Origin of the sequence: Oceanibaculum pacificum (genome assembly GCF_001618175.1) — a bacterium.
Lineage (GTDB): Bacteria > Pseudomonadota > Alphaproteobacteria > Oceanibaculales > Oceanibaculaceae > Oceanibaculum > Oceanibaculum pacificum.
In genome coordinates, this window is record NZ_LPXN01000024.1 from 18738 (window position 1) to 44124 (window position 25387).

Consider the following 25387-nt stretch of genomic DNA (forward strand, 5'->3'; position numbering starts at 1 on the left):
AGGATGAATTAATGAAATCGTTCAATCATGATACTGGCGCCTATGCGTTCGTCGGCCTGCTCCTCGCCACGGTCTGGGCCATTCCGCTGGCTGTCTTCCTCCATCGCGACGCGCATGGAAGCCAGATGGAATTGCCCCGTTGCGACGAAGCGCGGTCCCTCGATCAGGTGAGAGGGGCGCTCGAAGCTCAAGGCGGCCGAACTGTTCTCGGTCTCTACGCCGCATCGGAAGCGATTGGCGGCGTCAACCGCGATTACCGGCGTTGCACGGCAACTGTGGCGACGAGCGATGGGGAAGTCCACCTGAGGTTCATCATCGGCTGGCATGACCGGCGGAACGGCATTCCCTTCTGGACAGGGGAAAGCCTGTTGCCGCCTCCATAGGGCCGGCCCTTGCAATGTACTCCATTTGTGCGTACATTATAGGAGAGTCCACAGAAGGAGTAAGGCCATGCCCCGCGCTGCGGAAACCAAGGATGACCGGCTACAGGTGCGCCTCGACGCCGAGTCGAAAAGTGTGCTTCAGCGCGCGGCAAGCTACCGGCACAAGACGGTCAGCCAGTTCGTGCTCGCGACGGCCATGGAAGAAGCCGAGAAGGTGATCCGCGAGAACGAGGTCGTCACTCTTTCCGGCCCGGACTGGAAAGTCTTCTATGACGCGCTGACCAATCCGCCGGCGCCCAACGCGGCGCTGCGCAAGGCATTCGCCAAGTACAAGAAGGCGACCGGATGAGCCGGGCGCAAGCGCCATGGCAGGTCCTGCCGCTCGACAGCAAGGCGCATGATCGAACGGCCTTCTCCTGCGGCGCGCCTGAGCTCGACCGCTACATCCGGGAGCACGCTTCGCAGGATGTGAAGCGGGACGTGGCCCGCGTCTTCGTCGCCCTGCAAGCCGGAAAGCCGACCGTGTGCGGCTACTACAGCCTGAGCGCCACCAGCTTTCAGCGGGACAGTCTCCCGGCCGACCAGGCGAAGCGCTTGCCGCGTTACCCCGTACCGGCCGCCTTGCTCGGCCGACTGGCCGTGGATGACGGCATGAAGGGCAAAGGGCTGGGCGCTTTCCTGCTCATGGATGCCCTGAATCGCATCCTGCTTGCAACGCAGACCTTGGCCGTTCATGCCCTGATCGTCGATGCGAAAGACGACGCAGCCACCAGCTTCTATCGCAAGTACGGCTTCATCGCGTTCACTGGCAGCGAACGGCGTCTCTTCCTGCCCATGGCGACGATACGCCAGCTATTGAGCATCTGACGAATAGAGATCGTCGCGCCCTCAACAGAGCGGACCTGCGGAAGCAGGACAACTCACGCCATCAAGCGGTCGGCGTATAGCCTCGGCCCTGAACGTGCTTTTACGATGGGAGCCGGCTGGCCCGTCGGCGACACACGCCTTCTAGCACGCTGCCGCTGCTCCTGGCTTGTCGAACCGCCACACGGTCTCTACGACAGAGTGAGCGGGCAGACTATCCTTGTTCACCAGCCGCAGTGTCAGGGTCTGTTCTTCCTCATTGCAGGTTTCCACCAGAATCTCGCCATCCCCGACTGGGAAATGCTGGTGCAGAAGACAGATGCTGAAACGTTCGATCCTTCCGTGGCGAACGAGCACGGCTCGAATATCGTCGAGGCAAGCCCGATCCGCTTCGGAAACAGGTGCGACATCGTCGATGTGAGGAAGCCCTTGGTAAGCAAGCGCAAGGATGGTCATTTGTCGTCCTCCCTGTCATTCACGCTGTTCGGGTCTGATTGCATAAGACACTGCATGAAATTTGCGGGAGGCTATTTTGCCATGCAGGGTCTGGCGAACAAGTGGCGACAAGCAGACGCGAGAGAGGACATCCTCCAATCCGCCAGGGACTTTCATCAAGCAGCGGTCGAGCGGGAGACCCGCGCCAGGGAGTGTCTGGAGCGAATGAAGGTTGAGGACGTGCCGAATGGGATTCGATCCTGTCTATCGCGCGGGGGCCGTATTCTCGGGCTTCCGCTCGACAACGCTTTCCTTGGAACCCACGCGCTGTCAGCGTTTCTTGAATGGTGCGACAATCATGACCTGCGCGCGTTTATAGAGGTGCAGAACCGGGATCAGGCACTACTTCTCATCGCTCCGAAAGAGTGCCGGTAACCAGTCGCGGGAGGCAGATATCGGCCGGTGAATCTCGCCATCCCCAAGACTGTCATGACTCGCGGAAGCCCCAGTCGCGTGCGTGGTACAGGGCGCAGACCGCGCCAATCAGCGCATTCGCCTGAGACAGGCTGAATACCTCTGGCTCGAAACCGCCCGCCCAATCCAACATGTCCCGATGTTCCGGATGCTCGGGATCGGCCAGTGCGCCCAAGAATTCCGGATAGCGATGGACACCGCCGCAATCCTCCGGGGGACAGGCGCGCTCGCCGGCGATGCAGCGCGGCAGTTGGCGCACGGCGGCGGGAGCGACAATATCCTCGACCGTGACCAAGTGCCTCCAGTCGTCGCCGAAGTCGTAGACATAAAGGAACTGCATCCCTTTGGTGAGGACCGCCCGCAGCGTGTGCTTCCGCTCGTCCGCGTAGCCGTCCTCCGGACCGAGACTGTCGTCCTCCGGCACCTCGAAGCGCTTTCCGTCGATCTCGAACATATGCAGGTGATAATCCTGCCAGCCCATGGCCCCCTGCAGGACGGCATGCAATTCGCGCAGGGTCAGCGCGGCCGGAACGATGACGCGCCGCCAGATTGCCGGCTCGATGCCCTCGATCTGGACCTTGAGCTGGAATGCCGCGTTGGCGGCGGCGCGCTTCGTCTTGCCGGGCATACGTAACCCCCTCTTCCTACAAGCCGTCAGCGTCCATCTTGCCTAGTTCGGCGATCAATGTCCGCCTGTCGTGCCTGGATGGCCTGGGGCCATCGACTCTTGACAAATGCAAGCGCGGCCAGGATTTCATTGTCGGTCAGTATGTCCGCATAGGCCGGCATGTCGCTCTCGTAGCCGGGTACCAAGGCGCCGACGCCCTCCTTCGTGATGCGCAACAGAACTTCATCGGCATGATGCCAAGTGTGTCCGGACTCATCGTGAGGTGGAGCCGGCAACCGCCCATCGGGCCGACGCATCTGCCAGTTCGGCTGGCCTTCCAGATTCGTTCCGTGACAGGCGGCACAATGTTCGCGATAGACGCGTTCGCCCATCGCAACCGCTTGCGGGTCTTTCGGATCGGCCCGGCCAGATAGTGAGCGCTGGTCAACACTGCCGAGGAAGACCGCGACAGCCACTACGGTACTGGCTGCTACAGTCCCGACGAGGATCACCGTCCACTTCACGGCGCCCCGAGCCGCCGCCACGTCCGGCCCCCGTCATCGCTGGTCAGCAGCTCATTATTCTGTGTCGATGCGTACTGACGCGCTGGATCAACGGGATCGACAGCGAAATGTAGGAGGTATCTGTCCCCGAAACCGTTGCTCAAGGTCTGCCAATTGAGAGATGGCTCCTCCGCGCGAAGCAGGCCGCGGCCAAGCATGAACGCATAGACTGCCCCGTCTGTCGCGACCTCGACCATGCTGAACGCGCGGCGCAAAAGGTGGGCAGGCTGCCATACACGGCCGCCATCCTCACTGACGAGCAGTCCTTGCTGTGTCGCAGCGTAGAGCCGCGTAACGGAGGTGGACGATGCGGCGAGATCGATCAGGCCGTCCGGCACCGGCCCGACAAGGCTCCAGTTGCGTCCACCGTCTCGACTGACCTGAAGCCCGCCATGAGCGCCGTAGATCACGTTCGGATTGGCTTTGCTCACGTCCATCTGATGGAAATCAACAGGCCCTCCGATTCCCTGCGACAGCATAGTCCAGTTCCTGCCGCCATCCGTGGATACGACGAAGCCAAGGTTTCCGCCATGTGCCGGATGCCCGCTCGCGTACAGCTTCGTCTCGTCGGCCGGGTGCGGCGTGAAGCCCATGAAGTCGTCGCGTCGCTCGGAGACGGGTTCGACTGTTGCGGTTTCGAGGCGCATCGCATGTAAGCCGTGATGCGTGGCAATGAGAAGACGCCGGCTATCGGCGAGATCGACCGCGAGGCCGTGAATGTGCGTAGATCGCAACAGTTCGCTCACGGGAACGGCCGGTTGCGCGTGAGCGGGGGGAGTTGCGAGCAACAAGCCGGCAACTATGACCGCCGCGACAGGCACGTATCCGGTTGGAGAACATTGTAGATGTACTTTACATCCAATATCTTCAGCCATCAGGAATCCCAATCTCGATCCATCTCATTCGCCTCAACAGTCAATCATGCGAGAGGATTCTTGTTCGCCCATTCGTGAGTGAACATGGACCTCTGCAACAATACGAGCGTTCACAAAACTGAGTTCCAGTTCAAAAACATCCCCCGCATCGAGACTGCTTTCTAGGGGACATAGCTCATACCAAAGGTGCGATGTCGTCAGGTCGAGCACCTCCCCTGCTGGCACGCTGATCGATTGAAGTTCGGTGGTGGCCTGGTCTCCGATTCGGGCGACGAGCCTTGAGTTTTTCGCGATCCGGGAACTAATGCCCAACAGCACGACGCTTGTACCGCTGTCATTTATCAGTCGAAACCGGACTTCCGTTGACTTTCCAGCGGGACCGCTCGTGGCATAGGCGTTCTCGACCTGGACGCTATTTCCCAACGACAACGGCGGAGGATCAGCGTAAGCATCGCCAGGGCCTGCGAGAAGGTTGAGAGAGATAACGACCCCCAATACTTGGACGCCTTGTCTCAACCAACGCCAGCCAAGTCGCGCACCGCCGAGTGTCGTGCTTCCCTTCTTTGTTGTGGACGGAGAGGCGCTCGCCCGGCGCCTCTCCTCCTCTGTTCGGGCCACGGACATCAGGAGCGCCCGACCTGTCCCAGCAGCAATTCAAGCCGCTGGCGCGCCTTCGGAGGAAGCTTCGCAATGCTCGCACGTGCGGCCTCCGGCACCTCGACCTCGCCTACAACGATGATGCCGACCATGCCGAGCCCGACATGGGGCGTGCATTTCACGCCGTAGATGCCAGGCTTGTCGAACGTAACCGCTACCTCCTTGTTGAAGCCGACATTGATTGGTTGACCGCCGCCAGGGCCAAACCCTTCTATGGAAACGGCATTGTGACCTTTGTCGATCGGGACGAAGACGACAGTGTCACCCGGTGAGACTCGAATAAAGTCCGGCTCATAGACGAACCGCTCGCTTCCAGACTGATTGCGCATCTCCATGCGTAATTCCCCGGCCGCCGCCGGGCTACCAAGCATCAGTACGATGGCGAAAGCGGATAGACCTCTTGGAAACATAGCCATCCCCTGCGTTAGAATGAGAAACGGATGCCGGTGACGAAAGAGAGGTTGTCAATATCCTCTCCCTCGTCCCGCGCGAGGTCCGCTGTCTGGCCGATCTTGCGCTCCCAACTGATGCCGATATACGGAGCGAACTTCCGCTCAATTTCGTAGCGGAGTCGAAGCCCAAGCTCGACATCGTTAATGCCGGAGCCGATGCCCCGCTCCCGTACGCTTTGGGCTGCAAGGTTGACTTCGGCCGTCGGTTGCAGGATCAGCTTCTGTGTGATCAAGAGATCGTACTCGACCTCGAAGCGAGCCGAAACCTCGCCTTCGTTGCTGACGAAAGCGGAGGCATCGACTTCGAACCAATAAGGTGCCAGTCCCTGCAAGGCGAAGACACCGAACCCCCGTTCAGGGCCGGGTTCAAAGTCATAGCGCACACCCGCCTGCGCATCGAAGAAATCGGAAATCCGGCGGCTATAGAGCAGCTGAATTTCTCCCTTTTCCAACTGCCCGTCGGTCGGTTTCTCGCCTTCGGTTTTCAGCCAGGCCTTGTGGTCGTCGTTACCGATCCAGCCCTGGGCATCCCAGTTGAGACTATCCTGCCCATCATTCGCTCGGTATTCGACCTGGTCGGCCTGAAAGAAGGTGAACAGCTGACCAGGCTCGGCGGATTGGGCCGGGCCGAACAGGAACAGGGCAGGCATGAAACCGGCAAGAAACGCGAGCTTCTGCCGAGGGTTGTATCGTCCAAATATTGATTTCATCGTTCTGCCTCACGCGCTTTTCGGCTCGACGATGAAACGTGTCATCATCCCAGCTTCCATGTGATAGATCAGGTGGCAATGGAACGGCCAATCGCCCGGCTCGTTCGCCGTCAAGAGCGCAGAGACGGTCTTGCCGGGAGGCACCACGACGACGTGCTTGCGCGGCTTCCTGTCGGTCTGGCCGTTCTCCAGTTCGACAAACATGCCGTGCAGGTGCATGGGGTGCGCCATCATCGTCGTGTTGACGAACTTCAAGCGTACCCGGTCCCCATAGGCCACACGGATCGGCTCGTCCTTCCCGAAGGGACGACCGTTCAGGTTCCACATGTACCGTTCCATGATGCCTGTCAGCCGCACTTCGATCTCGTGATTCGGCTCACGGCCGTCCGAGTTCGGCGTCGACGCTTTCAGGTCTGCGTAGTCCAGAGCCTTCGACCCCGGCGGCGTGCTTGCGTCGGCCCAGCCGAAGGGACGGCGTTCTCCGCCCTCGGCCGCCGCTCCGCCATGACCCATGGTGCCGTGGTCCATGCCAGCCATGGGCGCTCCGCCCATCTTGCTATGGTCCATGCCACCCATGGCGCCACCGGACATGGCACCGCCCGCCATCGAGCCATGGTCCATCCCTGTCATCGAACTGTGGTCCATGCCACCGTGTGCCATGCCCATGTCTGCCATGCTGAGAATCGTGCGCGGTCGCTGTTCGGGGATAACAGCCTCCATACCCTCACGCGGCGCTAGCGTAGCCCGGGCATAGCCCGAACGATCGACCGGCTCTGCGAAGATCGTGAACGCCTTGTCATCCCGTGGAAGCACGATGACGTCGTACGTCTCGCCGACGCCGAAACGGAACTCGTCGACACGAACTGGCTGGACATTCTGTCCATCGGCCGAGAACACGGTCATGGGAAGTCCCGGTATGCGGACATCGAAGAAGCTCATGGCCGATGCGTTGATAAACCTGAGCCGGATTCGCTCACCGGGATTGAACAGGGCGGTCCAGTTGTCTCTCGGTCCACGGCCGTTGATCAGGAAGGTGTATCCGGTGACGTCCGCGAGGTCGGTCGGGTCCATACGCATGTCGCCCCATTCCATGCGGTCCTTCAGAGCGGTATTGAACCCGTAGCGGTTTGCGTCCCGGAAGAAGTCGATGAGGGTCCTTTTCCCGTAATTGTAGTACCCGGCATCGGCCTTCAGGTTGGACAGCACGCGTTTTGGGTCTTCTTGGGTATGGTCCGAGAGAACCACGACATAGTCGCGGTCTGCGCGCACCGGCTCACGCCCGGAAGGCTCGATGACAATCGCGCCGTACATGCCCTGCTGCTCCTGCATCGCGGAGTGGCTGTGGTACCAATAGGTGCCGGCTTGACGTAGCTTGAAGCGGTAGGTGTAGGTCTCGCCAGGCTGGATGGCGACATAGCCGTTGAAGCCGGGTGCGCCGTCCATGACGCCTTCGATGAGGAGCCCGTGCCAGTGGATGGAAGTGGGCACGGCCAGGCGATTGGTCGCATAAACCACGATCTCTTCACCCTCCCGCCAGCGCATTGTCGGCGCTGGCACGGAACCGCCCATCAGGATGGCGTTGCTGCTGACGCCATCGACGGCAATGCGGCCAGCTTCTACGTTCAGTGTGTACTCCTTCGTCGAGGAAGCGAAACTGCGACGCCCCGGATAGACCGCGAGGGTGCCAGCGATTCCCGCAGCGCCGGCGAGTTTGAGCGCGTCCCGCCGGGAGAAGCCAGAGATTGGCTTGTTCATTGCCTGCTCCTCCCCTTCACTTCGTGAACTTGATTAGGCCAGCCATCCCGGATTCGTAGTGTCCAGGGATGTTGCAGGCGAATTCGAGTTCGGCCGGCTTGGTGAACTTCCAGACCAATTCCGCCGTCTTGCCGGGCTCGACAAGGACGCTGTTGGGATCGTCATGCTTCATATCGCCCATGTTCATGCCGCCCATCTTTGAATGATCCATCTTCGCCATGTCATGGTTCATACCGGTCGGCGTCAGCATGCCGTGTTCCATCATCATCGCCATTTCTTCCTGATGCTTGGCGTGCATGGCGGCGGTACCGATGTTGAACTCGTGAAGCAGTTCACCCTTGTTCACGAGTACGAAGCGGACAATCTCGCCCGACTTCACGGTCAGACTTTCGGGTTCATACAGATTGTCGCGCATGGTGATCGTCACAGTGCGGGTCGCCTGCGAGGCTTTGGCTGGCTCGCCGAACGGCAAGCCATGACCAGGAGAGGCGAACGCGACACCGGCAGCGGCGGTCATCGTGAAGCCGGCGAGGAGAGAAACGCGGAACAAGTTCGGGAATGTTTTCGACATTTTTCGAGTCCTATTTGTCACATCGAGAGAAGCGAGGCTGCTTGAGGACACAGACCTCCTTGACCGGGAGCTATTCACCGGCGAACGCGACAAGCGGATCGGAAGGGAAACAGAACGCGCCATAGCGCACTTCCGAACCTGCTACGCTCGAACGAGCACAATTCGTAGGTCAGCAGGAACGTGAAGTTCTTGTTGTCCGACTCCCGCCCAACCAGGGCAGCCGCGCGGAGATCAGGCGCGTGCGCGGGGCGGACGGAAAAGACCGTCCGGGGCATCCAAGCCCGCGAACCGGTCTACATGAGCACTGAGCCGTATCATTGAAAAGCTAACGATCACGAACTCCGAGAAAACGGCGACCGGAATCGTGGGGGAGCAAGTAACAACACAGCAGCTCCCTATGGCGCCATGCCTCGTGGGCTCATCTTGATCCTTTTGAGCGGCGTTTTCAGCGCAATCCGGCGCTTGGGAGAGGTCTGCATGATGGGACAGCCCTTCCTGAAGGCACGCGCGTTCGACAGGATGTTGATGGGAACTGGACATCGGCATGGCATGTGCGAAACCGAAACTTGCCATGAGAAAAGCTGCTGCAAGCACCAAGCCGATGAGGCGGCGGAGGTTTTTGCTCAACAGATGGCCAGCGATTTCCATACATCCAATATAGCCTTGGCGCCCAAAAATTCAATAGCCTGCGCTGCGGTGGCGAAAATGGAATGCAGGGACATTGACGTCATTAGCGTGGCTGACAAATACACTGCGGATTGAAGATCACTCATCGAACAGATCGAGGTCGAGCCCAAACGCCCGGCCTCGTTCGCGTTTGCGCTCCCGCTCAAGTCGCCGCTCCTTCGCCAGCCGCCAGGCGCGATGAAGCTGCTCGCGCCGTTCGTCTGACAGGCGGCTCCTCTCAATCGCGCGCTCAGTGACGCGCGCCAGGGCGCGCGCACGCGCCTTCATCTTCTCCAGAACAACCTCCCGCAGCACCTGCGGCGTGCCGGCGATCTGCTGGAGCATCTCATAGTCCCGGACGGCCAGCTTCACCCGCTGGCGCGCGCGCTCGATCTCGGCGCGGGTATGCTCAAGCCGGTTCTGGGCATCCCGCCACCGGCGCCGGCGTTCGACGATGTAGCGGTAGTACCGCTTGGCTTCCTGCCGCTCGGCCGTGCGGGTGTCGCCGAGCCGAATGCCGCGCACCGCCCCGAGGATGAAGGGGTCCTTCTCGATCATCCGCTCGGCGTCGCGGATGCCGAACTTCTGCTCCAGCTCGTCCCAGAGCGCGCGGGCCTTGGCGGCGTCCCGGTAAACCTTCCCAAGGATGTCGTTGAGACTTTGGCTGCGCTTGCCAAGCCATGCCTCGTCGCGGTGAACCTGCTTCTCGGAGAACGATTGCTGGCGCTCGGCGTAGCGCACCTTGCCGGCGGCCGTCCGATAGGACGCCTCGATCTGGCTCCAGTAGCGGAAATCCATGTCCGCCTCGTCGAGACGCCGAACCGCATTCTCGGCCGGGTCGCGGTCCGGCTCCTCGTCGAACATTCCCTGCACCGTGCGACGATCGGCCGGCGCCATGCCGGCAGTGTCGGGCACGGCGGCATCGCGGTTCCGGTCCCGCTGCGCGACCCGCGCGGCCTGACGGGCCATGTGGTCGTCGAAGCTCTCTCCGAAGCGCTGTTCCAGGACAAGGAAGCGGACGCCCTTGCCCATCTCGGAGAGCTTGGCGAAGCGCTCGCCGTCGGTGAGGATCAGTCCCTGTCCCTTGCGCTCCAGCGTGATGCCCTTGGCCGCCAGCCGCCCGGCCAAATCATCCCAGTCCCGCGCGCGGATGAAGTCGTCTTTCAGGCGGCGGCGCAGGTCGGCGACGGCGTCCTTGCCGAAGGGAAGCTGCGCCTCGCGCTCCTCCCGCCGCGCCCGCCAGTATTCGGCATCGGAGACGCTGGGACCGAAATCCTCCACTACCTCCCGGTCGAGCTGGCGCTCATGGTCCCGGTTGCGCAGGACGTTCAGCCCGAGTTCCAAGGCCAGCTCCTGCACGATGCCGGTCAGCTTCCGCCCGTCCTGGTGCCGGTTGAAGGCGACGTGCTGGGTCGGGTGGATGCGGTTGACCAGGAAATGCAGGTGGGGATGGTCAGTGTCCTTGTGGGAATAGACCAGGAGCTGGTGCTCGGTCAGGCCCATCCGCTCGATCACCTCCCGCGCGACCCGCCGCTTCACCTCCGGCGTCACCTTCCCGGCGGCCGCGTCGTTCGGGTCGAAGGTGATGATGAAGTGGTAGGCCGGCCGCTTGCATCGTGCCGACTTCTGGGCGGTGGCGTCCATGACGGCCGCCGCCGCGCGCGGGTCGTCGGTATGGAGGTTGCGCCGCTCGACGAACTCGACCCGGTCGGGCGACAGGCCCTTCACGCGGCCGGCAAGATAGAGAGCGGAGGCCCGGAAGCTCTCCGGCTGGCGCTGGGGAACCTTAAAGCGCATCCCGACCGCTCCCGGGATCTGGCTCCTTGCCCCTGCCGCCGGCCGGCCGCTTCACCGCCTTGTGGATGGGTTCCAGCACGCGGCCGAGAATGGAGAGGGTCTCCTCGACCTCGCCGGGGTCTGGGTCTTTCCCCACATTGGCGCGCCGGGCCATGGCATTGATCATGTGACCCACGCCGTTGATCGCCTCCAGGTGCTCCTCGATGAGCAGCGCCAGGTCATGCCGGTCCGTCACCCGCTCCACCAGGTCACCGCCGACATAGCGCGCCCACTTGGCGAAGTTGGCATCGCCGGTCACGTCCTCAAGCTGGGAGAGGTTCGTGGCGATGGAGGACAGCTCGTAGAGGAGCGCCGACATCATCCGGTCCTTGACCGGTTTCGGTTTCGGCCGCCGTCCGGTCAGGGTGGCGCGGGCATACTCGGCGAGCGTCACGCCAGCCTCGGCGGCGCGACGCCGGAGGTCATACATCTCGGTCGGAGCGAGCCGGAGGTTGAGCGTCTCGGAGCGCCTGCGCTGGGGGTCGAGGGTTGGCCGTGCCATCGCTCAGATACCCCCCGTCTCAGTGGCGTTCCCTTGGGCCTCGCAGAGCAAGATGGCTGCTGCTTGAGACCCCTTCAGTGGGTCGAATGCGCGCCCTGTTGGGTGGAAGAAACTCCCGTCGGGCCGGCCGGCGAAGCCGCGGCCGGCGTCGGGGCGGCAGCCTCGACGCGGGAGTTTTTGTAACACAACATCCATCTTGCCTCCACCCTGTAACACGCAAACCCTCCCCCGCTTATGGGGTCGGACCACAGGATGGCAGCGATTCAGACTGACAGTACAGTCACTTAATGCCAGAAATGGACAACGCCATACTAGCCAAAACCGCCCCCTGCCACAAGCCACAACACCCGCCAATGGCCATCAACGACAACCGCTGCCGGAACCGGCACAGCGCCAGCGGGCGGGCCAACGCCGTCTATGCCCGCCCGTAACCTGCCGCAGGATAGACTCGCGAGAAGCCCCGCAGGACAACCTGCGGGGCTGGCGCGACGGAGCGCGACGGCTGTCAGTAGCCGGACACTGCCAGCATGTCCGCTGCGCACTCCGGATGGACGTTGATCGAGTGCCAGAAGCGGAGCACACCGGTTGCGTCTTTGTTGGGGGCGCGGTCGTAGCCGTCGGTGAAATCGCTCAGTACGAAAGCTATGTATTCTGCGGGTGTGATGCTCTGGCAGATGTCGATTGCGTGTGGCTTGCTCATGGTCGGTCTCCTCTTGGGGTTTCTTGGGCCGCACCGCGCGGCCTTCGTGGCCAAGATCAGGCAGCGGCGCAGGAGCGTGCCGCACCCGGAGGGCCGCAGCGCAGCGGAGGACGGGCGAGGGCCGACTTTGTTGGAACGCAGTGACAAGAAAGTCGGGCCGACCCATTGCGGCGCGCGACGCCGATGCCAGATTGGCCCCCTATCGAAGGCCCGTGCCGGTGTGGCTGCTGTTTCCCCAAGAAGAGGCCGGACAGGGGCCGCCGACACCGATCGGCCAGGGCTGATCCTTCTGGCAGTATAGCGGCGCGTCCGCATTTCGCCGAGGTCTCGACTGGCGCCCCGGATACGCTGTCGGCTCCGTTCTGGTACCGTCAGTGTCCGGACGGATACCGCTGCCCCTGCCTGCGGGCGAAGACTGCCGCCGCACTACCTCCAGCCCCGCAGGTTTTCCGGCGGGGCTTCGCGTTTCCGCCCGCCGGGCGCTGCCGCCCCTTCCGCGTCATTGACCGTGCTCTGGGACGACGAACCCCGCCGGTTCGCCGGCGGGGCTGAAGTGCGGTCGCGTCCGGCTCAGGCGGCCAACGGCCGGCCTGCGCGGCGCTGACCTTCGATCAGGGCGATCACGCAACCGATCGGGCTCATGCCTCGGTCGTAAGCGTGGACGATGTCGGCGTAGTCGCCTTCGTCGATGTCGTCGCCGGTCTCGATCAGATAATTGTCCTCGACCTCGATGACGTATTCGTCCCAGGTCAGGTCCAAGAGGTTGTCGGTGGTGTTCAGTCGGTTCATGGTCTTTGCTCCTTCCGTTGTCCTGGCCGCGACCGCAGCCTTCCATGGGCGACGAAAGGCGGCGGCATAGGCGACCAGCCGCACCCGTAGGGACGGAACGAAGTGGAGGACGGTGAGGGCCGACTTTGTTGGAACGCAGTGACAAGAAAGTCGGCCCGACCCGTTGCGGCGGTCGCCGCCGACGCCACGTTCGCCCAGTTCAGGAAGGCCCGCCGGTCACGGCCAGAGGAAGGAGGAAAGCCCCGGCTGAACATGCCGGCAGCCTCTCATCTGGACTTGCCGGACAGGGCATCGAGGTTAGTTCTCTGAGCAAGCCGCGACCATTCGGCGGAGCCGAACTACGCCGTCTTCAGGAACCGAGGCTTGAGGCAGAGCGGCTTGTCCGACTGCTCGATGTCCGTCGCGCCAGGTGGCACACCTGCCTGAGCCGGACGCGATTGCACTGCAGAGCCGCCCGTTGCCGGGCGGCTCGCCGTTGGCCGACGCGGCTCACCACCAGGCTGTGTAGAACACCGTCTTCCCTTCAACGATGGCCGCGCGCGCGGCTACGATGAAGGCGAGGTCGCCTTCGACCTCCGACCCGTCGCTCTCGCCGAAGAAGAAGCCCTCGGTGAATGGCAGCGCCTTGGCGCGGATGTCGGCTTCCAGCCGATCCAGATCCTCCACCGTCAACGCGACATTGGCGCAGTTGAAGTCGATGTCGTGGCCGCCCTTGGCGTAATAGAGCTTCTCCATCCAACCGTGCAGGTTGGGATGCTTGCGCCAGTAGGCGATCTCCGCCGCCGTTTTCGGGATGAAGTCCACTTCCGCGTCGAAGGTGTCGGCGGTGGCGTAGGCGTACATATCCAATCCCATAAAGAATACCCTTTCGTTCGTTGATGTCCGTCCCGAAGGACGCGACCGAAAGGGCGGGCGGCATGAGCCGCCGCCGTCCTGACCAACACGGGAGGGGCACCGCCCCGCCGGCGCGGGCTGGTCATGGACGGCTAGGCGCCGTCCGCCACGAACGCGCACCATCCGAGGGAGGCAGCAACGGACGATGGGTCGGGATGGAGAGGACGCTCGCCACCGCGTGCAGCGAGCGGCATGACGAAAGCCTCTGCCGGCGGACCGGCAGAGGCTTTCGGGAGGGCATCAATCGACGAAAATCCCCACCGGCTCGTCACCAACCCGAGGGCGGTCGGTGATGAAGTAACCAACACGATTGACGAGGTGGCAGCCGCTCAGGACGTACATGTTGTCGGCATCCCCCCACTCCACCAAAGTCCAGACGCACAAAGGGTCGGCGGCGCGCACAGCATCCAGTTCCGGCCCGAAGGTTCCAAACAGCGTACCTTCAAACGGCGCAATCAGATCCACGGCGTTGTCGATGGGCCGGTACTGGGCATGCCAGTCATCGTAACTCAGCGCAGACATGGGAAGCTCGGGGATCGCCGCCTGGCGGACAACCTCCTGCAATGCGAGCCTGAAACCGGCCGCGAGACCATCGGCCTCTTTCCACGCATCCCAGTCGTCGGGATCATCGGATTTCTCGGCGGACGCGAGCCGATGCTCGGCGTCCTCGGCGAGGCGAGCCGCCTCGGCGTGCAGGCGTTGCATATGGATGTTGGTCAAAGTGATCATGATGAAAACGTCCTTTCGTTAAATCGCTAAAATGTTCTGGCGGCAGTGCCGCCCGCCGTGAGGCGGGCGGCGTCGCCTGTGGTCAGCGGCTCCAGATCAGGGCGAAGCCTTTGTCCTGTTCGACCAGGTTGGCGTAGATCGGAGCGGCGAAGCTCGGGTCGTCCAGCTTGACCGAGATGTACTCGTTGCCGCCCTTGCTGGTTCGGTGCCAGGCCGCGCCAATCTCGACGGTGCCCGCCTTGACGCGGAAGTCAGGGGCGGAATCGTTGGTCTTCTCGACGCTGCTGATCGCGACCTTGGTGGCCTTGACGCCGAGGGTCTGGATGGTGCCGGTGAAGCCGCTGTCGGTCTTGGTGAAGGTGCCGATGGTAGCCATGATGAAAGTCTCCTTGCTTGGTTCTGGCGGTCGCGCCCATCGCGACCTTTCCATGGCCCATGACGGAGACCGGATCAGGCCGTCCCTGCACCCCGAAGCGGGCGAAGCGAAGCGGCAGACGGCAAGCGGGCTGTTTGTTGGAGCGCAGCGTCGGCGTGGAATGCGGCGTAGCCGCAGGGGAATAAACTGACCGCGCGCCGTTGCGGGGACGGGCGACGGGCTCAGATGTGGCCATACAGGAAAGGACGCAGAGGGGTCGCTGACCGACCCAAACAATGGAGCGGAAGCCTTGGCTGCCTCGGTGGTCCCTCACCTGACATGGCGGCGAAGCCGCGCCAGTTACGGGCGGCAGGCACAGGCCACGGTCGCAGGCACCTGGCGGCGAGAAGTCTTATCCGCCCGCACAAAGGCAAGGTGGCAGCATCGGAGAAGTCCAGGGCCGCACCGGCATGTCAGGGTGCAGATGCTATCGGTCACGCGCACGCGGCCCGACAAAGACGAACCGGAATATCGACGCAACCAGCCAAAGGACAAACGCCCCGACTGGAAGCGCAAACGGCGCGGCGAGGAGCACCCAGCCCACGGCGTCGGGACTGCCTGTGACGTTGGCAACGTAGGCCGCAACAATGAGAACGGCGATACCGCCGAGAACCGTTGGCACTGGCACAACCCTCCTTTCTCAAAGGAACCAGCCGGATGGCCGCTACTCGACGGGCTGGGCGGGCTCGCGCGGCAGATCGTCTACCCAGACGATGGTGAGCTTGTGGCCAAGCGTGTCGGCGATCGCCTGCAAGAACAGGCGACAGGCAACATCATCGAGTGCGGTTTTCGGACGGACAAGAATCAGTTCCGTCGGCGCGCGGCCCTGTTTCTCGGCCTGTCGCCAGTAGCGGCCCATCGCCTCTTTAATGCGTTCCGCGATTGCCCGCGCCGTTGGATCGTCCGGGGCAGGGTTTGCAAGCGCGGATTCTATGAGAGCGCGGTCGTCTGGGTCGAAATCGGAGACGCTGACCGCCTGCTGCGCTCCTTCGTATCGCGCGATGATATCCAGCGCATCGAGTATGACTTTACGCTTCACATCCTCTTTCAGGAGGTAGGCGCCCGATACGATGTGTAGCGTCGTGAGTTCGTCGCCGCTTATCTTGTCTTTGTGGTTCCCCAGGAACCTCACTATGTCGAAATACAAACCAACATCTACAAACGCCACGTCCAATATACTTTCCTTGTTTTCCATGAATTTTAACATGCGCATCCACCGTTCGATCTGAGAATGTCGCAAGGCGTCCGCCCCGCCAGCGATGACTGGCGGGGCGGCGCTGGTTATGCCGCCTGCGTGTACTCCTCCTCGTCGTTCTCGATGTCAGACGGCTCCTCCATTTCGTCGGCATCCTCGACGGCCTCGGCCTCCGGCGCGGGCACGTCCGACGTAACGGCGGGGAACAGCATGGCTCCGGGGAGCCAGTCGCGGCCCCGCTCCCGCAGGTCGGCGGACAGGGTCGTGTCGTCCTCGGCGCAACGGCGGAAATGCCGGGACAGCGCATCCGCCAGCTTGCTCTTGGTGTAGTCCTTGAGCTTGCCCAGACGGGACACCGCCCCGCTCTCGCGGGCGATGGCCTCAAGCTGGTCTTTGCGACGGCGGGTGAGGAAGTCCTCATCCGGCACCCAGCGGCCCCGCATGTCCACACCCAAATCCGCCGCCACCTGATTGAACAGGCTGTCGATGGTATCGAGCACCTCCATGCTCTCCTGCCCGAAGGCCAGAACCGTCAGCAGCAAATGAAGCTGCTCAAGCTCGGTGTCGGACAGGCTCTTCACTGCCGCATAAAGCTGGCTGCCACTCTTGTCGTCATTCAAGAGCGCGTCCCACGCACCCCGGCTCGGGCGGGCGTAGGCAGGACGCTTGCCACCTTCCAAGCCCAGCGCCGCGACGAACTCCTGCGCGGTCCGCTCGATGGCGCTGTAACTGACGGGCGGCTTGTCGCTGGCGGCAAAGAACGCCAGCGCGGGGTGGGCATCCACCGCAACGCGCCCGTTGTAGCGGATGCCGCGCATCATCTGGATGACGGCGACTTCCTTGGCCTTGCGGGCATCGGCCAGCAAGGCATCCATCATGGCCTCGCTCTTGTGGGCGTTGACCATCCGCACGACTGGGCCGGTGTATTCGGACTGGGGCTTCGGCGCGGCGGGAGCCTGCGCCGTCGCCTCGGCCACGCTCGGGCGCACGTCCTTCCTGACCAGCCCTTCCCGCACCTCCACACGCCCGCTCGGCTTGAAGTGAATGACCACGCCGCGCGCCTCACCCTGCTCTGTGCCGGCCTCACGGTACTGCCACCATGGGGCATAGCTCTCAGTCAGCACTTCGACGAACGCAGCACCCGTCTCACGGTGGTGCGCAGCCAACGCCTCCACAGCTCCGGCCTGCAAGCGGTGGAACTGCTCGGCATCGTCAAAGAAGGTGCCGTCCTCGTCCGCAAACAGGTCGGCGGTGAAGGTGCCCGTGTATTGCTCCAGCGGGAAAATGGCGAGGGACTTGGCGGGCTTCTCCCGCGTCAACATCCCTCGAATGTCATCGGCATCGTAATGATAGTCCTGCTCCAATCGCTCGATGATGGCGCGTTGCTGGTCATGGGTGGCCAGCGTCAGCGCCTCGGCCACCGACAGGGAAAACTCCCCCTCCCGCACCAAGGCTTTTGCCTCGTCGCAGAGGGAAGCCAGCGCCAAGCGCCGCTTGACGGTGAGCACGGACACGCCCGCCTTGGCGGCCACGTCCTCAAGGCTGGCACCCTCGCCCAAGAGCGTGGCGAACGCCTCGGCCTCGTCCATCGGGGCCAACTGCTCCCGCTGGATGTTCTCGACGGTGGCCAGCCGCAGCGCGTCCGCCTCGGATAGGCCGCCGCGCACCTCGACGGGCACGGGATACTCCTTCTCGATGTCGCCGCGCTCGGCCAACAGCGACAGGGCACGATAGCGCCGTTCGCCGGACACGATGCGGAACTTGCGCCCGTCCTTACGGACGACAAGGTTCTGCAACAGGCCGTCAGCCTTGATGGAAGCGGCCAGCCCTTCAAGCGCGGCGGCATCCATGCTGCGGCGGGGATTACCGCCCTCGGCAACGGTGAGTTTGTTCAGGGGGATGGTCTGGATGGTCATGGGTCGATTTCCTTTCATAGGGATGAGCGCCCGCGCCGAAGCACGGGCGCGGGTTGGTCAGGCTTGGATGCGGTCGTGTTCGCGGGCCTCGTCGGCATAAGCCGACAGGCTCTTGGTGGCTTTGAAGTGCTCGTCGCGCTCGATGGTCAGCCCACCGGGGCCACGGACGGCGGCAAGCTCCGACAGGCGCACGCTGCCCAGTTCGGGACAGCCCATGCCCAGGTCGCAAAGACCGAAGGCAATGTCCTCGTCCTCGGGGTCAAGCTCCGACAACAGCCACGTTGCCGCGCCCCACGGGCAGAACAGCTTCACCACGGGCTGCCAGTCGTGTTCGTCCAAACCCTTGCTGATGCGCTCACGGTTGGCATGGCCATTGGCCAGCAACCGGGCGCGTTGCTCGTCAGTCAGCAGCGCCGATGCGCTGCCAAGGTTCGTTGTCGTGTCGTTCATTCGCTTCAATCCTCCGTGCAGTCGTTGGTATCTGCACAGGGCACACACGCCCCGCGCATGAACCTCTGCCCAGCGGCGAGCGACGACAGGAGAACCAGTGAAGAAGCGTTAGCGAAGTCGGCCTGGCGGCGTCGCGCCGACATCCGACGGGCTCCAAGAGAGCCGCCCCCGCAGGGGGTGCAATCCGGCCAACACGGGACCCCGGACTTGATCCGGGGGAACGGAGCGGGCAGGCCGGACGGCGACCTTGGGCAAGCCCGGCGGGGTCGGCACAAGCTGGCCAGAGGGGTTCTCGCGCGCAGCGCGAAGAAGAGGAATCAACGCCGGCCTGGAGGGCCGTCCCTATACCGCCGTGACGGGCAGCGCAGCGCGGGCCCCGGCGCGGCGGCTACCGGGGCGTTGCGGGGCAGGGTGTGCGAAAACCGTCCAGCTCGGCATCGAGTGCTCCACACCGATCGCCTCTGACCAGGTGGTTCGCGGTGGAGCGATGAGTCCTGAATTATTTAACCGCCGCGTCGATTTCCGGCTGCATATCCTGCGTCTGTTCGGCCGTACGGGGCGGCAGTGGGGTGGTGCCGCGAGTGCCACTTCTCTCGATATCGGCGACCAGCAGCTTCATCTCGGCGATTTCCATCACCTGGGCTCTGATAATGCCGTCTGCTAGCTTACGCACCCGCGGGTCGCGGATGTCAGCCTTCCGGGCGTTGTTGATCGCAATTGAATGGTGCGGGATCATCGACTTCATAAAGTCCACGTCACCGATCAGCATCTGCTGCCGATTGATCGCCAACGCGACGACGCCGACCACGATCGCACCGATCAACACCGCAAGCTTTATCGCCTGGCCCTCATACATCTTCCACATGAAGGCGAGCATGATTACCGCCATCACGCAGCCCATCACGACCGACGAGACGAGCCGGGTAAGGCTGAAGGTCGCATGATCGGCGCTATAGACGAGCTGGTACATGAGCGGGAACATCACAAGCGTCGAAACGGCGATCATCGCCAAGAAGCGCCCCCAACCCATTTTCATCATCTGGTGGTCGGACATCGGCTCATTCATTTTATTCTCCTCAGATATCTGTTTTTCCAGTCATGTTCCTTTTGGAGACTGTCAGGCGAAGATCATCCACAAGCCCATGGCGAACATCATTACGTTCTCGGTCAACGAAACGAATCCGAGTGGTACATTCGAATTGCCGCCGACGCAGGCGCACTTGAGCTCGCGCTTTTGAATGTAGACCGCGTAGAACACCGAGACCGCGCCAATGCCACCAATCAGCAGTGCGACCGGCACGGACAACCAATTGAGCGCGTGCGCGGTCATCAGGACGCCGGCGAGGCCTTCGCCAAAAGGATAGAGATAGGCGTAAGGCACCCAGCGTTGCGCGAGCAGGTCGTAGCCGAGGAACATCGTCGCAAAGCTGTCGACGTCGCGCAGCTTCTGCAGCGCGAGCAGGCACATTGTGATTGAAATGAAGAGCTCTGCGCTCATCACGCTGAGCAGAGCGTTTCCCATCAGCCAGCTGACGGCGAGGGCCAGCGCCGCGCCCATAGCAAAGATCGCGATGACCGGCGTGTAGGTCGTCGCGTCGGGGTCATTGACCGTCTTGCCCAAGAAGCGGCGCAAGTCGTCATAGCCACCAACGCGCTCACCACCGATAAAAGTCTGCGGTGTCGTTTTGACGTCGTGCTGCTGCTTGAATGCGTCGGTTTCCTCGCGTGTTTTCAACCAGCGGTCATCGACCTCGTAGCCTTCGCTTTTCAGCAAATGCACGGTCTTGAGGCCCCAGGGGCAAATATGCTTGTCCATCACCATCCGGTAAACGGTCGCCCGCTTTTCGGTTGAGGCCGGGTCGGCGATGGGCTTGTTGCTCATATCGTTCATCGTTTCATCTTTCCGAACAAATTGACCAACTCGGCGAACTTCTCGCGCTGAGCTTTGGGATCGCCTGAGGCGATCGCTTCGTTGACGCAGCAGGCGGTGTGATCGGCCAGCACCTTGTCCTCGACTTTGGCGAGCGCCGCCTTCACCGCCTGAATCTGGTGCAGGATGTCGATGCAATAGCGGTCCTGCTCAAGCATCTGCGCGACTCCGCGCACCTGCCCCTCGATCCGGCGCAGGCGATTGATAACGGCTGTCCTGTCCTTTTCCGTCGGCATATTCTATAAATACCCTATAGGGGTATTCGTTCCCTCGAAAGTGGGAATGCACGTAATAGATCGTCTCGACTACCGTTGACTGAGGTTGGTCTGCACAACCGGTTCTAGAGAGACCAATTCTGTATGCCGGCGCTCACCGGAGGGAGGCGAGAATGGGGTTTATCGAGGGCGTGGATCGCGGGCAGCAAGCGCTGCTCCCACCCTGCATTGAGGACTATGTCGCGCCCGAAGCACTGGTGCGAGTGGTCGATGCCTTCGTCGCTGGTCTCGACTTGGCCGACCTTGGGTTCGACCGCGCGGTTAGCGCTATCACGGGCAGGCCTGGCTATCACCCCGCCGATATGCTCCGCCTCTATATTTGGGGTTACCTCAATCAAGTGCGCTCTTCCCGCCTGCTTGAGCGCGCCTGTCATCGTGATCTTGAAGCGCTTTGGTTAATGCGGCGGCTCACCCCGGACTATCGAACAATCGCGGCATTCCGGCATGACAATCCCGAAGCGATCGTCGCCGCGAGTGCCGCGTTTGTGCATTTCTGCCGGGATCACGGGCTGATCGGCGGTCAAACGGTCGCTCTCGACGGCACGAAGATGCGCGCCGTGGCCAGTCCCAAAAATATCGCGGGAGCCGAGCGGTTGGCGCGGGACCTCGCGCATACCGAACGCGAAATCAGCTATTATCTGGATCGACTGGACACGATCGACGATCAGGTCGAACAGGGGTTTGGTGACAAGCCCGCTCACCGTGAGGCGTTCAGGAGTGCGGTCGCAGCGTTACAGCGACGTCGAGAGCGTTTGGCCAAGCGTCAGATCGAATTGGAAAAGCGGGAAGAGAAGGTGCTCGTTTTCGGTGAACCGGACGCCAAGCCGATGGACTATGGACGGGCTCCGAAGGTGCCTTCGTACAATCTTCAGAGCGTCGTCGATGTCGAGAGCGGCCTGATCGTCCATCACGACGTCTTCAATGACGCGAATGACAGTCATCTTCTCTACCCGATGTCGACGGGTGCTCGGCGAGTACTCGATACCGACGAGCTCCATGTCTTGACCGATGGGGGTTATTCTAACGCTGAGGAAGTAGCCCGGTGCGAGCGTGACGCCGTCACGGTGTCAGCACCGATTAAGCGCGGCGCGATGAACAGTGAACACTTCCGGCCCACTCAGTTTGTCTATGACGAAGTCACCGACACCATCTGCTGCCCCGCAGGCGAAACACTGCGGCCGTCGGGAAAGCATACTCGCAATAGGGCCATCCGATATCGGACGTCCGCATGCAAAAAGTGCACTATAAAATCGCAATGCACCCCGGGCGCCCAGCGCACGATCCATCGCCTGTTCGATCAGGCGGCGCTCGATCGGATGGAAGCCCGCATATATGCCGATCCAGATCTGATGAAAATCAGGCGCTGCACTGTCGAACACCCGTTTGGCACAATTAAACGAATGTCCGGCGGCGGGCGGTTCCTGACACGGGGTTTAAGGGCGGTAAAAGCGGAAGCGGCTCTGTCGATCTTGGCGTTCAACGTCCTCCATGCTGTGAATGCTTTCGGATACTGGAAAATGGTCCGCGCCGCCTGAGCCGCTCGGCCATTTGCGCCGTGTCTTCGGCGGGCCGTCGCGAGTTTCTGCACAGCCTGGGGGTATCCCCGCTCGAAGGGGTGACGGAAAACGCCGCAGGCGGTTGCAGGCAGGGGAAGACCTTCCCCCTCTCCAATCAGCGTGCAGAACGCCCCATCTCATCCACTAGGCGCTGGAACTCTTCCTGCCGTGCTGGTGTTGCGTTCCGCCACTCCTCGAAACGACCCAGGCCGAAGGCGCCATCGAATCCCATCCGATTGGCCACCTCCTCCCGCTCGGCGCGGGTAAGGGTGTGCTCGCAGGCCTCACCGGTACAGACCTGGCGGTCGGAAAACGTCGCGCCAGTGACTGCCTGCGTACTGCTCACCTTGCCCGTGCCGATCTCGCCGTTCTGGCGGCTGACCAGAACCTCTTTAACGAGCTTGTCCCACAGGGCAGCCACCTCCGGGTCGGCGGTGCGGTAGTCGAATACACGCTGGTCTCCGGTGATGAAGTCGTACCCCATGGCATCGAGTATCTGCCGCCGTTCCACCTCGGTGAGGATGAACTGTTCGCCCGTGCTCAACGACGACACCCACTGACGGCAGCTTGCGCTGCCCGTACAAGTGATCCGCGCCGTTTGGGCGGTGCAGGGTTCCCCGCGAACGGCCTTGATGTCGCACAGGAGTTGGGCAGCTTCTTCCTGCGTCAGCGCCGCCTCCGTCTCGACATTCGACAGTGCCAGCGCCACGGCCCGCCCCTCCCGGAACGCCGCATCAAGGTCCGTCTGCAACCGGACGACCCGGCCCGTCTGTTGGGTCGCCAATACGGACAGATGCTGGATTGTCTGCCCCTGGGTATCGTCAATCGCGAAAGTGCCGGTGGGCATAATCTGGCCGGCGCGTTGCGTCGAAGGCTGCGATTGAGCCAGCGCAGCGGCGGGTGCGAGGGCGGGAAAGAAAGCCGTCACTGAAAGTACAAGGTGCCAGGTCCACATGGTCAGCGCCTCCCCGTCGTAGGGGGACAGGAAACGGTGGGACATGGCGGATTGTTGGTGCAGGCCACATAGGCACGGTAGTAGCCGTCCCGCTCCTGGACGCACTGTTTGACCGTTGCATTGAGCTTGTCGTTGAGCGCACGCGCCGCACTAACCTCGCCACGGATGGCCTGAAGGGTCGCCCTGAGCTGATCGAGGTCGGCCGCATTCACCGTCAGGCGCCGGGCGTTGCCGGCGCAAACGTCCTCGGCCTGATCGACCCGGGGCGTCAATTGGTCGATCGCCTCCACGAGGCGCGAGGTCAAGGAATCCAGCAGGTCGAGCTTGTGGTCCTGTTGCGCATTGGTCAGGACCGGGTCCTGGCCGCGCGTCGTCAGTGTCTGCGCGTTAGCGGAAACGCCCAGAAAAACAGTAAGCAATGCAGAGGCAGCCGCGTTCACTCATGTACCCTCTCTATTTTTCCAATCACGTCTTTCCGGTGGACAAGCCCGAGCTGGGAGCTGTCGAGCGAGCCGTCGGGGCGCTCCCCCATCAGCAGGTAGGTGCCTTCGGGAATGACGCCGGCATATTCCGTCTGGTAAAGCCGCAGCAGGGCGGAGCGGTCGGCCGTGAGGCGATACGGCGCGCCTGCGCTGTTCCGCAACGGCTCGTCGTTGACGATGATGCCGCCATCGGCCCCGACCGACCACCTGTCGCCAGGTTCCGCGGCTACGACTTTCGCAAGCGGGATGGATTGCGCACCGCTGACGAACAGTAGGATGTTCCCCTTCGTGGTCCTGAATGCACAGTCCTCACCGATGAGTGCATCCACAGTGGCACCATTATGGATGCGCGGCTCCAGCGACGTACCGAGAACCCGCATCGCACGCGCTTCACAGCCCGCCCATGCCGCATGCTCTGTACTGGACGCTACCAAGACCAAGGCCAATGGTACCGCTAGGAGGGGACTTGCCATTCCCCGCGTCCTAGAAATTGCAGCACAGTAGGGGAGCAGCACTCGTACACGCATAGTCTGATGAGAATATCGTGACGTTCATAAGACCAGTGCTTGTGCCCCTTACATCACAGCGCTTCCCTTTGGCTTCTCCACTCATGCAGTAGTCGCCACACCAACCCAGCCCTAGTCCTTGAGCGTTGGAAGTACGAGCAGCGAAGTGGCCCATGTGGCCGACCGACGCTAGTCGAAACCCAGTGCCCAGTTCAGCCGCGCACTTCAGATCGGCGCCTGCCAGTCCTCCGAGATCCGAGCCCGCATACATGCTATTGGTAATCGCGCACTGGGGAAACGACGCTGAACCGCCGCCACCACCTGCCGCCACGACAGCGCTATCCACGTAGGCCTTTGTCGCAAGGTGATTGGTTGCTGTCGGCAGGGCACCGCTTACGGCACCGGTAAAGTGCGCAGCCGCCCCGGTAATGTCTCCAGACGCTGCCAGGCTGTTCACACTTAGAGTGCCAGCGTTCAGCGTTGGCGCCGCGCTGTCGCAGGCAATCTTCGCGCCGGTTCCGTAACAAAGGCGCCCGCCCGAGACACTTTGTATCGTGGGGTCGCTTTCCGAGGTGATGTAGGCCGATCCATCGCCCTTCTGGTCGGCAGCACACTTCCAGCTTCCGCCACCTTCAACCGACCAGATCAGCTTGGCGTTCGTTTCATGACAGAAGGGCGGCGTGTGGGTCGCCCGTGAATGGACGCCCACCGTCGGGTCCGCCTCGTTGGCGCAAACCCACGATCCGCCATCCCAATGCAACACTTTGCCGGAAGCGGCACAGGCACTGAGCGCCTCCTTGGCGTGTGGCTCTATGTCCTCCATCTCTGACTGAAGGTCTGAAATATCGTCTTCGGTGGTTCCAACGCGAAGATCGAGGGCTTCGATGCTCCCACGGTTCTCGGTCGTTTCTTCCTTTCGCAGTTTGTTCTCTTCAAGGAGCAACTGGATGATAGCCATCCCCTTTGCACTCTCTCCGCCGCCGCGGCCGGGTGTGACGAAGAACTTCGACTGAGCGGAAGCATCAGGAATGAAGCCAGGGCATGCACCGGCCGATGCAAGAAGGAAACCGAAAGCCGTCAATCTTTTTGAAAATGCCTGGGCAGCGCACCCGCGCTGAAATGCTTTGCTCAAAACCAAAATCACCAGTCGCAACCTCTTTTGTTGTTCTTACTTTTGATTATGCGGTCGGCCACAAATTTCGCGCTGCATCAAACTGACGTTTGGCCGGCCAAGGGCGAATGCCT

31 protein-coding genes are annotated in these 25387 nt (G+C 62.3%); 6 read left to right on the forward strand and 25 right to left on the reverse strand.

The genetic code is table 11. The features are described 5' to 3' along the window. Window positions 1-11: 11 nt before the first annotated feature. The 4 genes from AUP43_RS02560 (at window position 12) to AUP43_RS02575 (ending at window position 2117) form a co-directional block, all read left to right on the forward strand. The gene (locus tag AUP43_RS02560; protein ID WP_067552231.1) at window positions 12-383 is read left to right on the forward strand and encodes a hypothetical protein; all 372 of its coding nucleotides are present in this window, start codon (window positions 12-14) and stop codon (window positions 381-383) included. Between the two features lie 67 nt (window positions 384-450). Then, window positions 451-732, forward strand: coding sequence for a type II toxin-antitoxin system TacA family antitoxin (locus tag AUP43_RS02565; RefSeq protein WP_067552234.1), 282 nt, complete (start codon window positions 451-453; stop codon window positions 730-732). Beyond that, the gene (locus AUP43_RS02570; protein ID WP_067552237.1) at window positions 729-1250 is read left to right on the forward strand and encodes a GNAT family N-acetyltransferase; all 522 of its coding nucleotides are present in this window, start codon (window positions 729-731) and stop codon (window positions 1248-1250) included. The genes AUP43_RS02565 and AUP43_RS02570 overlap by 4 nt, the downstream gene beginning before the upstream one ends. Before the next feature lie 198 nt (window positions 1251-1448). After that, window positions 1449-2117, forward strand: a complete 669-nt coding sequence (locus tag AUP43_RS02575; RefSeq protein WP_067552240.1) for a hypothetical protein — start codon at window positions 1449-1451, stop codon at window positions 2115-2117. A 52-nt stretch (window positions 2118-2169) separates the two neighbouring features. Here the strand turns inward: AUP43_RS02575 and AUP43_RS02580 are convergent, their stop codons facing one another. The 8 genes from AUP43_RS02580 to AUP43_RS02610 form a co-directional block, all read right to left on the reverse strand. Next, window positions 2170-2784: a plasmid pRiA4b ORF-3 family protein gene (locus tag AUP43_RS02580; RefSeq protein ID WP_067552242.1), complete on the reverse strand. Its 615-nt coding sequence runs from the start codon at window positions 2782-2784 to the stop codon at window positions 2170-2172. 26 nt (window positions 2785-2810) lie between these two features. After that, window positions 2811-3287, reverse strand: coding sequence for a c-type cytochrome (locus AUP43_RS02585; RefSeq protein WP_232314857.1), 477 nt, complete (start codon window positions 3285-3287; stop codon window positions 2811-2813). Continuing rightward, a complete protein-coding gene (locus AUP43_RS02590) occupies window positions 3284-4072 on the reverse strand; it encodes a beta propeller repeat protein (RefSeq protein ID WP_198154798.1) in 789 nt (262 codons plus the stop codon). Before AUP43_RS02590 ends, AUP43_RS02585 begins: the two co-directional genes overlap by 4 nt. Before the next feature lie 162 nt (window positions 4073-4234). Beyond that, entirely contained in the window at window positions 4235-4825 is a 591-nt protein-coding gene (locus tag AUP43_RS19665; RefSeq protein ID WP_084462475.1) for a copper chaperone PCu(A)C, read from the reverse strand. Next, window positions 4825-5193, reverse strand: a complete 369-nt coding sequence (locus tag AUP43_RS02595) for a pseudoazurin (protein WP_067552248.1) — start codon at window positions 5191-5193, stop codon at window positions 4825-4827. The genes AUP43_RS19665 and AUP43_RS02595 overlap by 1 nt, the downstream gene beginning before the upstream one ends. A gap of 89 nt (window positions 5194-5282) precedes the next feature. After that, window positions 5283-6020 (reverse strand): copper resistance protein B, encoded by a 738-nt coding sequence (locus AUP43_RS02600; protein ID WP_232314858.1) that lies wholly within the window; start codon window positions 6018-6020, stop codon window positions 5283-5285. 9 nt (window positions 6021-6029) lie between these two features. Beyond that, window positions 6030-7775, reverse strand: coding sequence for a copper resistance system multicopper oxidase (locus tag AUP43_RS02605; RefSeq protein ID WP_067552251.1), 1746 nt, complete (start codon window positions 7773-7775; stop codon window positions 6030-6032). 16 nt (window positions 7776-7791) lie between these two features. Continuing rightward, entirely contained in the window at window positions 7792-8346 is a 555-nt protein-coding gene (locus AUP43_RS02610; RefSeq protein ID WP_198154800.1) for a cupredoxin domain-containing protein, read from the reverse strand. Window positions 8347-8823: 477 nt separating this feature from the next. On the opposite strand from AUP43_RS02610, the gene AUP43_RS02615 reads away from it, so the two are divergent. After that, a complete protein-coding gene (locus AUP43_RS02615; RefSeq protein WP_157089196.1) occupies window positions 8824-9108 on the forward strand; it encodes a hypothetical protein in 285 nt (94 codons plus the stop codon). A 3-nt stretch (window positions 9109-9111) separates the two neighbouring features. Here AUP43_RS02615 and AUP43_RS02620 read toward each other — a convergent pair whose 3' ends face one another. From AUP43_RS02620 to AUP43_RS02680, 13 genes are all read right to left on the reverse strand, one after another. Then, window positions 9112-10809 carry a relaxase/mobilization nuclease domain-containing protein gene (locus AUP43_RS02620; RefSeq protein WP_067552257.1) on the reverse strand — a complete coding sequence of 566 codons (1698 nt, stop codon included), beginning with the start codon at window positions 10807-10809 and terminating at the stop codon, window positions 9112-9114. Next, a complete protein-coding gene (locus AUP43_RS02625) occupies window positions 10799-11350 on the reverse strand; it encodes a plasmid mobilization protein (RefSeq protein ID WP_067552260.1) in 552 nt (183 codons plus the stop codon). Before AUP43_RS02625 ends, AUP43_RS02620 begins: the two co-directional genes overlap by 11 nt. A gap of 505 nt (window positions 11351-11855) precedes the next feature. Beyond that, the gene (locus tag AUP43_RS02630; RefSeq protein WP_067552263.1) at window positions 11856-12050 is read right to left on the reverse strand and encodes a hypothetical protein; all 195 of its coding nucleotides are present in this window, start codon (window positions 12048-12050) and stop codon (window positions 11856-11858) included. Window positions 12051-12620: 570 nt separating this feature from the next. Further along, window positions 12621-12839, reverse strand: coding sequence for a hypothetical protein (locus AUP43_RS02635; protein WP_067552266.1), 219 nt, complete (start codon window positions 12837-12839; stop codon window positions 12621-12623). A 489-nt stretch (window positions 12840-13328) separates the two neighbouring features. Further along, complete coding sequence (locus AUP43_RS02640; RefSeq protein WP_067552269.1) at window positions 13329-13694, reverse strand: phosphoglycerate kinase; 366 nt, start codon at window positions 13692-13694, stop codon at window positions 13329-13331. A 279-nt stretch (window positions 13695-13973) separates the two neighbouring features. Further along, window positions 13974-14462 (reverse strand): hypothetical protein, encoded by a 489-nt coding sequence (locus AUP43_RS02645; RefSeq protein WP_067552272.1) that lies wholly within the window; start codon window positions 14460-14462, stop codon window positions 13974-13976. An 82-nt stretch (window positions 14463-14544) separates the two neighbouring features. Continuing rightward, window positions 14545-14838, reverse strand: coding sequence for a DUF736 domain-containing protein (locus AUP43_RS02650; RefSeq protein WP_067552275.1), 294 nt, complete (start codon window positions 14836-14838; stop codon window positions 14545-14547). A gap of 703 nt (window positions 14839-15541) precedes the next feature. Continuing rightward, entirely contained in the window at window positions 15542-16084 is a 543-nt protein-coding gene (locus AUP43_RS02655) for a hypothetical protein (RefSeq protein ID WP_157089197.1), read from the reverse strand. Window positions 16085-16158: 74 nt separating this feature from the next. Then, the gene (locus AUP43_RS02660) at window positions 16159-17988 is read right to left on the reverse strand and encodes a ParB/RepB/Spo0J family partition protein (protein ID WP_067552290.1); all 1830 of its coding nucleotides are present in this window, start codon (window positions 17986-17988) and stop codon (window positions 16159-16161) included. 57 nt (window positions 17989-18045) lie between these two features. Next, window positions 18046-18438, reverse strand: a complete 393-nt coding sequence (locus AUP43_RS02665) for a DUF2958 domain-containing protein (RefSeq protein WP_067552293.1) — start codon at window positions 18436-18438, stop codon at window positions 18046-18048. 499 nt (window positions 18439-18937) lie between these two features. After that, window positions 18938-19504, reverse strand: coding sequence for a DUF305 domain-containing protein (locus AUP43_RS02670; RefSeq protein ID WP_232314859.1), 567 nt, complete (start codon window positions 19502-19504; stop codon window positions 18938-18940). Window positions 19505-19555: 51 nt separating this feature from the next. Then, window positions 19556-20329, reverse strand: a complete 774-nt coding sequence (locus AUP43_RS02675) for a glutaredoxin family protein (RefSeq protein ID WP_269746853.1) — start codon at window positions 20327-20329, stop codon at window positions 19556-19558. Next, the gene (locus AUP43_RS02680; RefSeq protein ID WP_067552296.1) at window positions 20326-20604 is read right to left on the reverse strand and encodes a metal-sensitive transcriptional regulator; all 279 of its coding nucleotides are present in this window, start codon (window positions 20602-20604) and stop codon (window positions 20326-20328) included. The genes AUP43_RS02675 and AUP43_RS02680 overlap by 4 nt, the downstream gene beginning before the upstream one ends. 152 nt (window positions 20605-20756) lie before the next feature. On the opposite strand from AUP43_RS02680, the gene AUP43_RS02685 reads away from it, so the two are divergent. Then, window positions 20757-22178, forward strand: coding sequence for an IS1182 family transposase (locus AUP43_RS02685; RefSeq protein WP_067552299.1), 1422 nt, complete (start codon window positions 20757-20759; stop codon window positions 22176-22178). Between the two features lie 136 nt (window positions 22179-22314). On the opposite strand, the gene AUP43_RS02690 is transcribed toward AUP43_RS02685, so the two are convergent. The 4 genes from AUP43_RS02690 to AUP43_RS18885 are packed head-to-tail and all read right to left on the reverse strand — an operon-like array spanning window position 22315 to window position 25286. Then, window positions 22315-23154, reverse strand: coding sequence for a hypothetical protein (locus AUP43_RS02690; protein WP_067552302.1), 840 nt, complete (start codon window positions 23152-23154; stop codon window positions 22315-22317). Between the two features lie 2 nt (window positions 23155-23156). Then, entirely contained in the window at window positions 23157-23594 is a 438-nt protein-coding gene (locus tag AUP43_RS02695; RefSeq protein ID WP_067552304.1) for a hypothetical protein, read from the reverse strand. Then, a complete protein-coding gene (gene lepB, locus AUP43_RS02700) occupies window positions 23591-24163 on the reverse strand; it encodes a signal peptidase I (RefSeq protein ID WP_084462481.1) in 573 nt (190 codons plus the stop codon). Before lepB ends, AUP43_RS02695 begins: the two co-directional genes overlap by 4 nt. Further along, complete coding sequence (locus AUP43_RS18885; protein ID WP_198154801.1) at window positions 24120-25286, reverse strand: hypothetical protein; 1167 nt, start codon at window positions 25284-25286, stop codon at window positions 24120-24122. The genes lepB and AUP43_RS18885 overlap by 44 nt, the downstream gene beginning before the upstream one ends. Window positions 25287-25387: the final 101 nt, after the last annotated feature.

Excerpts from the sequence above, each read along its gene's own strand:
- AUP43_RS02625 (WP_067552260.1), bottom strand. The coding sequence starts at position 11,350 with ATGGCACGGCCAACCCTCGACCCCCAGCGCAGGCGCTCCGAGACGCTC.
- AUP43_RS02560 (WP_067552231.1), top strand. The coding sequence starts at position 12 with ATGAAATCGTTCAATCATGATACTGGCGCCTATGCGTTCGTCGGCCTG.
- AUP43_RS02675 (WP_269746853.1), bottom strand. The coding sequence starts at position 20,329 with ATGAACGATATGAGCAACAAGCCCATCGCCGACCCGGCCTCAACCGAA.
- AUP43_RS02615 (WP_157089196.1), top strand. The coding sequence starts at position 8,824 with ATGATGGGACAGCCCTTCCTGAAGGCACGCGCGTTCGACAGGATGTTG.
- AUP43_RS02650 (WP_067552275.1), bottom strand. The coding sequence starts at position 14,838 with ATGGCTACCATCGGCACCTTCACCAAGACCGACAGCGGCTTCACCGGC.
- AUP43_RS02630 (WP_067552263.1), bottom strand. The coding sequence starts at position 12,050 with ATGAGCAAGCCACACGCAATCGACATCTGCCAGAGCATCACACCCGCA.
- AUP43_RS02690 (WP_067552302.1), bottom strand. The coding sequence starts at position 23,154 with ATGTGGACCTGGCACCTTGTACTTTCAGTGACGGCTTTCTTTCCCGCC.
- AUP43_RS02670 (WP_232314859.1), bottom strand. The coding sequence starts at position 19,504 with ATGAATGAGCCGATGTCCGACCACCAGATGATGAAAATGGGTTGGGGG.
- AUP43_RS02660 (WP_067552290.1), bottom strand. The coding sequence starts at position 17,988 with ATGACCATCCAGACCATCCCCCTGAACAAACTCACCGTTGCCGAGGGC.
- lepB (WP_084462481.1), bottom strand. The coding sequence starts at position 24,163 with ATGCGTGTACGAGTGCTGCTCCCCTACTGTGCTGCAATTTCTAGGACG.
- AUP43_RS02640 (WP_067552269.1), bottom strand. The coding sequence starts at position 13,694 with ATGGGATTGGATATGTACGCCTACGCCACCGCCGACACCTTCGACGCG.
- AUP43_RS02595 (WP_067552248.1), bottom strand. The coding sequence starts at position 5,193 with ATGGAGATGCGCAATCAGTCTGGAAGCGAGCGGTTCGTCTATGAGCCG.
- AUP43_RS02665 (WP_067552293.1), bottom strand. The coding sequence starts at position 18,438 with ATGAACGACACGACAACGAACCTTGGCAGCGCATCGGCGCTGCTGACT.
- AUP43_RS02635 (WP_067552266.1), bottom strand. The coding sequence starts at position 12,839 with ATGAACCGACTGAACACCACCGACAACCTCTTGGACCTGACCTGGGAC.
- AUP43_RS02620 (WP_067552257.1), bottom strand. The coding sequence starts at position 10,809 with ATGCGCTTTAAGGTTCCCCAGCGCCAGCCGGAGAGCTTCCGGGCCTCC.
- AUP43_RS02610 (WP_198154800.1), bottom strand. The coding sequence starts at position 8,346 with ATGTCGAAAACATTCCCGAACTTGTTCCGCGTTTCTCTCCTCGCCGGC.
- AUP43_RS02655 (WP_157089197.1), bottom strand. The coding sequence starts at position 16,084 with ATGTTAAAATTCATGGAAAACAAGGAAAGTATATTGGACGTGGCGTTT.
- AUP43_RS02645 (WP_067552272.1), bottom strand. The coding sequence starts at position 14,462 with ATGATCACTTTGACCAACATCCATATGCAACGCCTGCACGCCGAGGCG.
- AUP43_RS02565 (WP_067552234.1), top strand. The coding sequence starts at position 451 with ATGCCCCGCGCTGCGGAAACCAAGGATGACCGGCTACAGGTGCGCCTC.
- AUP43_RS02580 (WP_067552242.1), bottom strand. The coding sequence starts at position 2,784 with ATGCCCGGCAAGACGAAGCGCGCCGCCGCCAACGCGGCATTCCAGCTC.
- AUP43_RS02680 (WP_067552296.1), bottom strand. The coding sequence starts at position 20,604 with ATGCCGACGGAAAAGGACAGGACAGCCGTTATCAATCGCCTGCGCCGG.
- AUP43_RS19665 (WP_084462475.1), bottom strand. The coding sequence starts at position 4,825 with ATGTCCGTGGCCCGAACAGAGGAGGAGAGGCGCCGGGCGAGCGCCTCT.
- AUP43_RS02685 (WP_067552299.1), top strand. The coding sequence starts at position 20,757 with ATGGGGTTTATCGAGGGCGTGGATCGCGGGCAGCAAGCGCTGCTCCCA.
- AUP43_RS02605 (WP_067552251.1), bottom strand. The coding sequence starts at position 7,775 with ATGAACAAGCCAATCTCTGGCTTCTCCCGGCGGGACGCGCTCAAACTC.
- AUP43_RS02600 (WP_232314858.1), bottom strand. The coding sequence starts at position 6,020 with ATGAAATCAATATTTGGACGATACAACCCTCGGCAGAAGCTCGCGTTT.
- AUP43_RS02570 (WP_067552237.1), top strand. The coding sequence starts at position 729 with ATGAGCCGGGCGCAAGCGCCATGGCAGGTCCTGCCGCTCGACAGCAAG.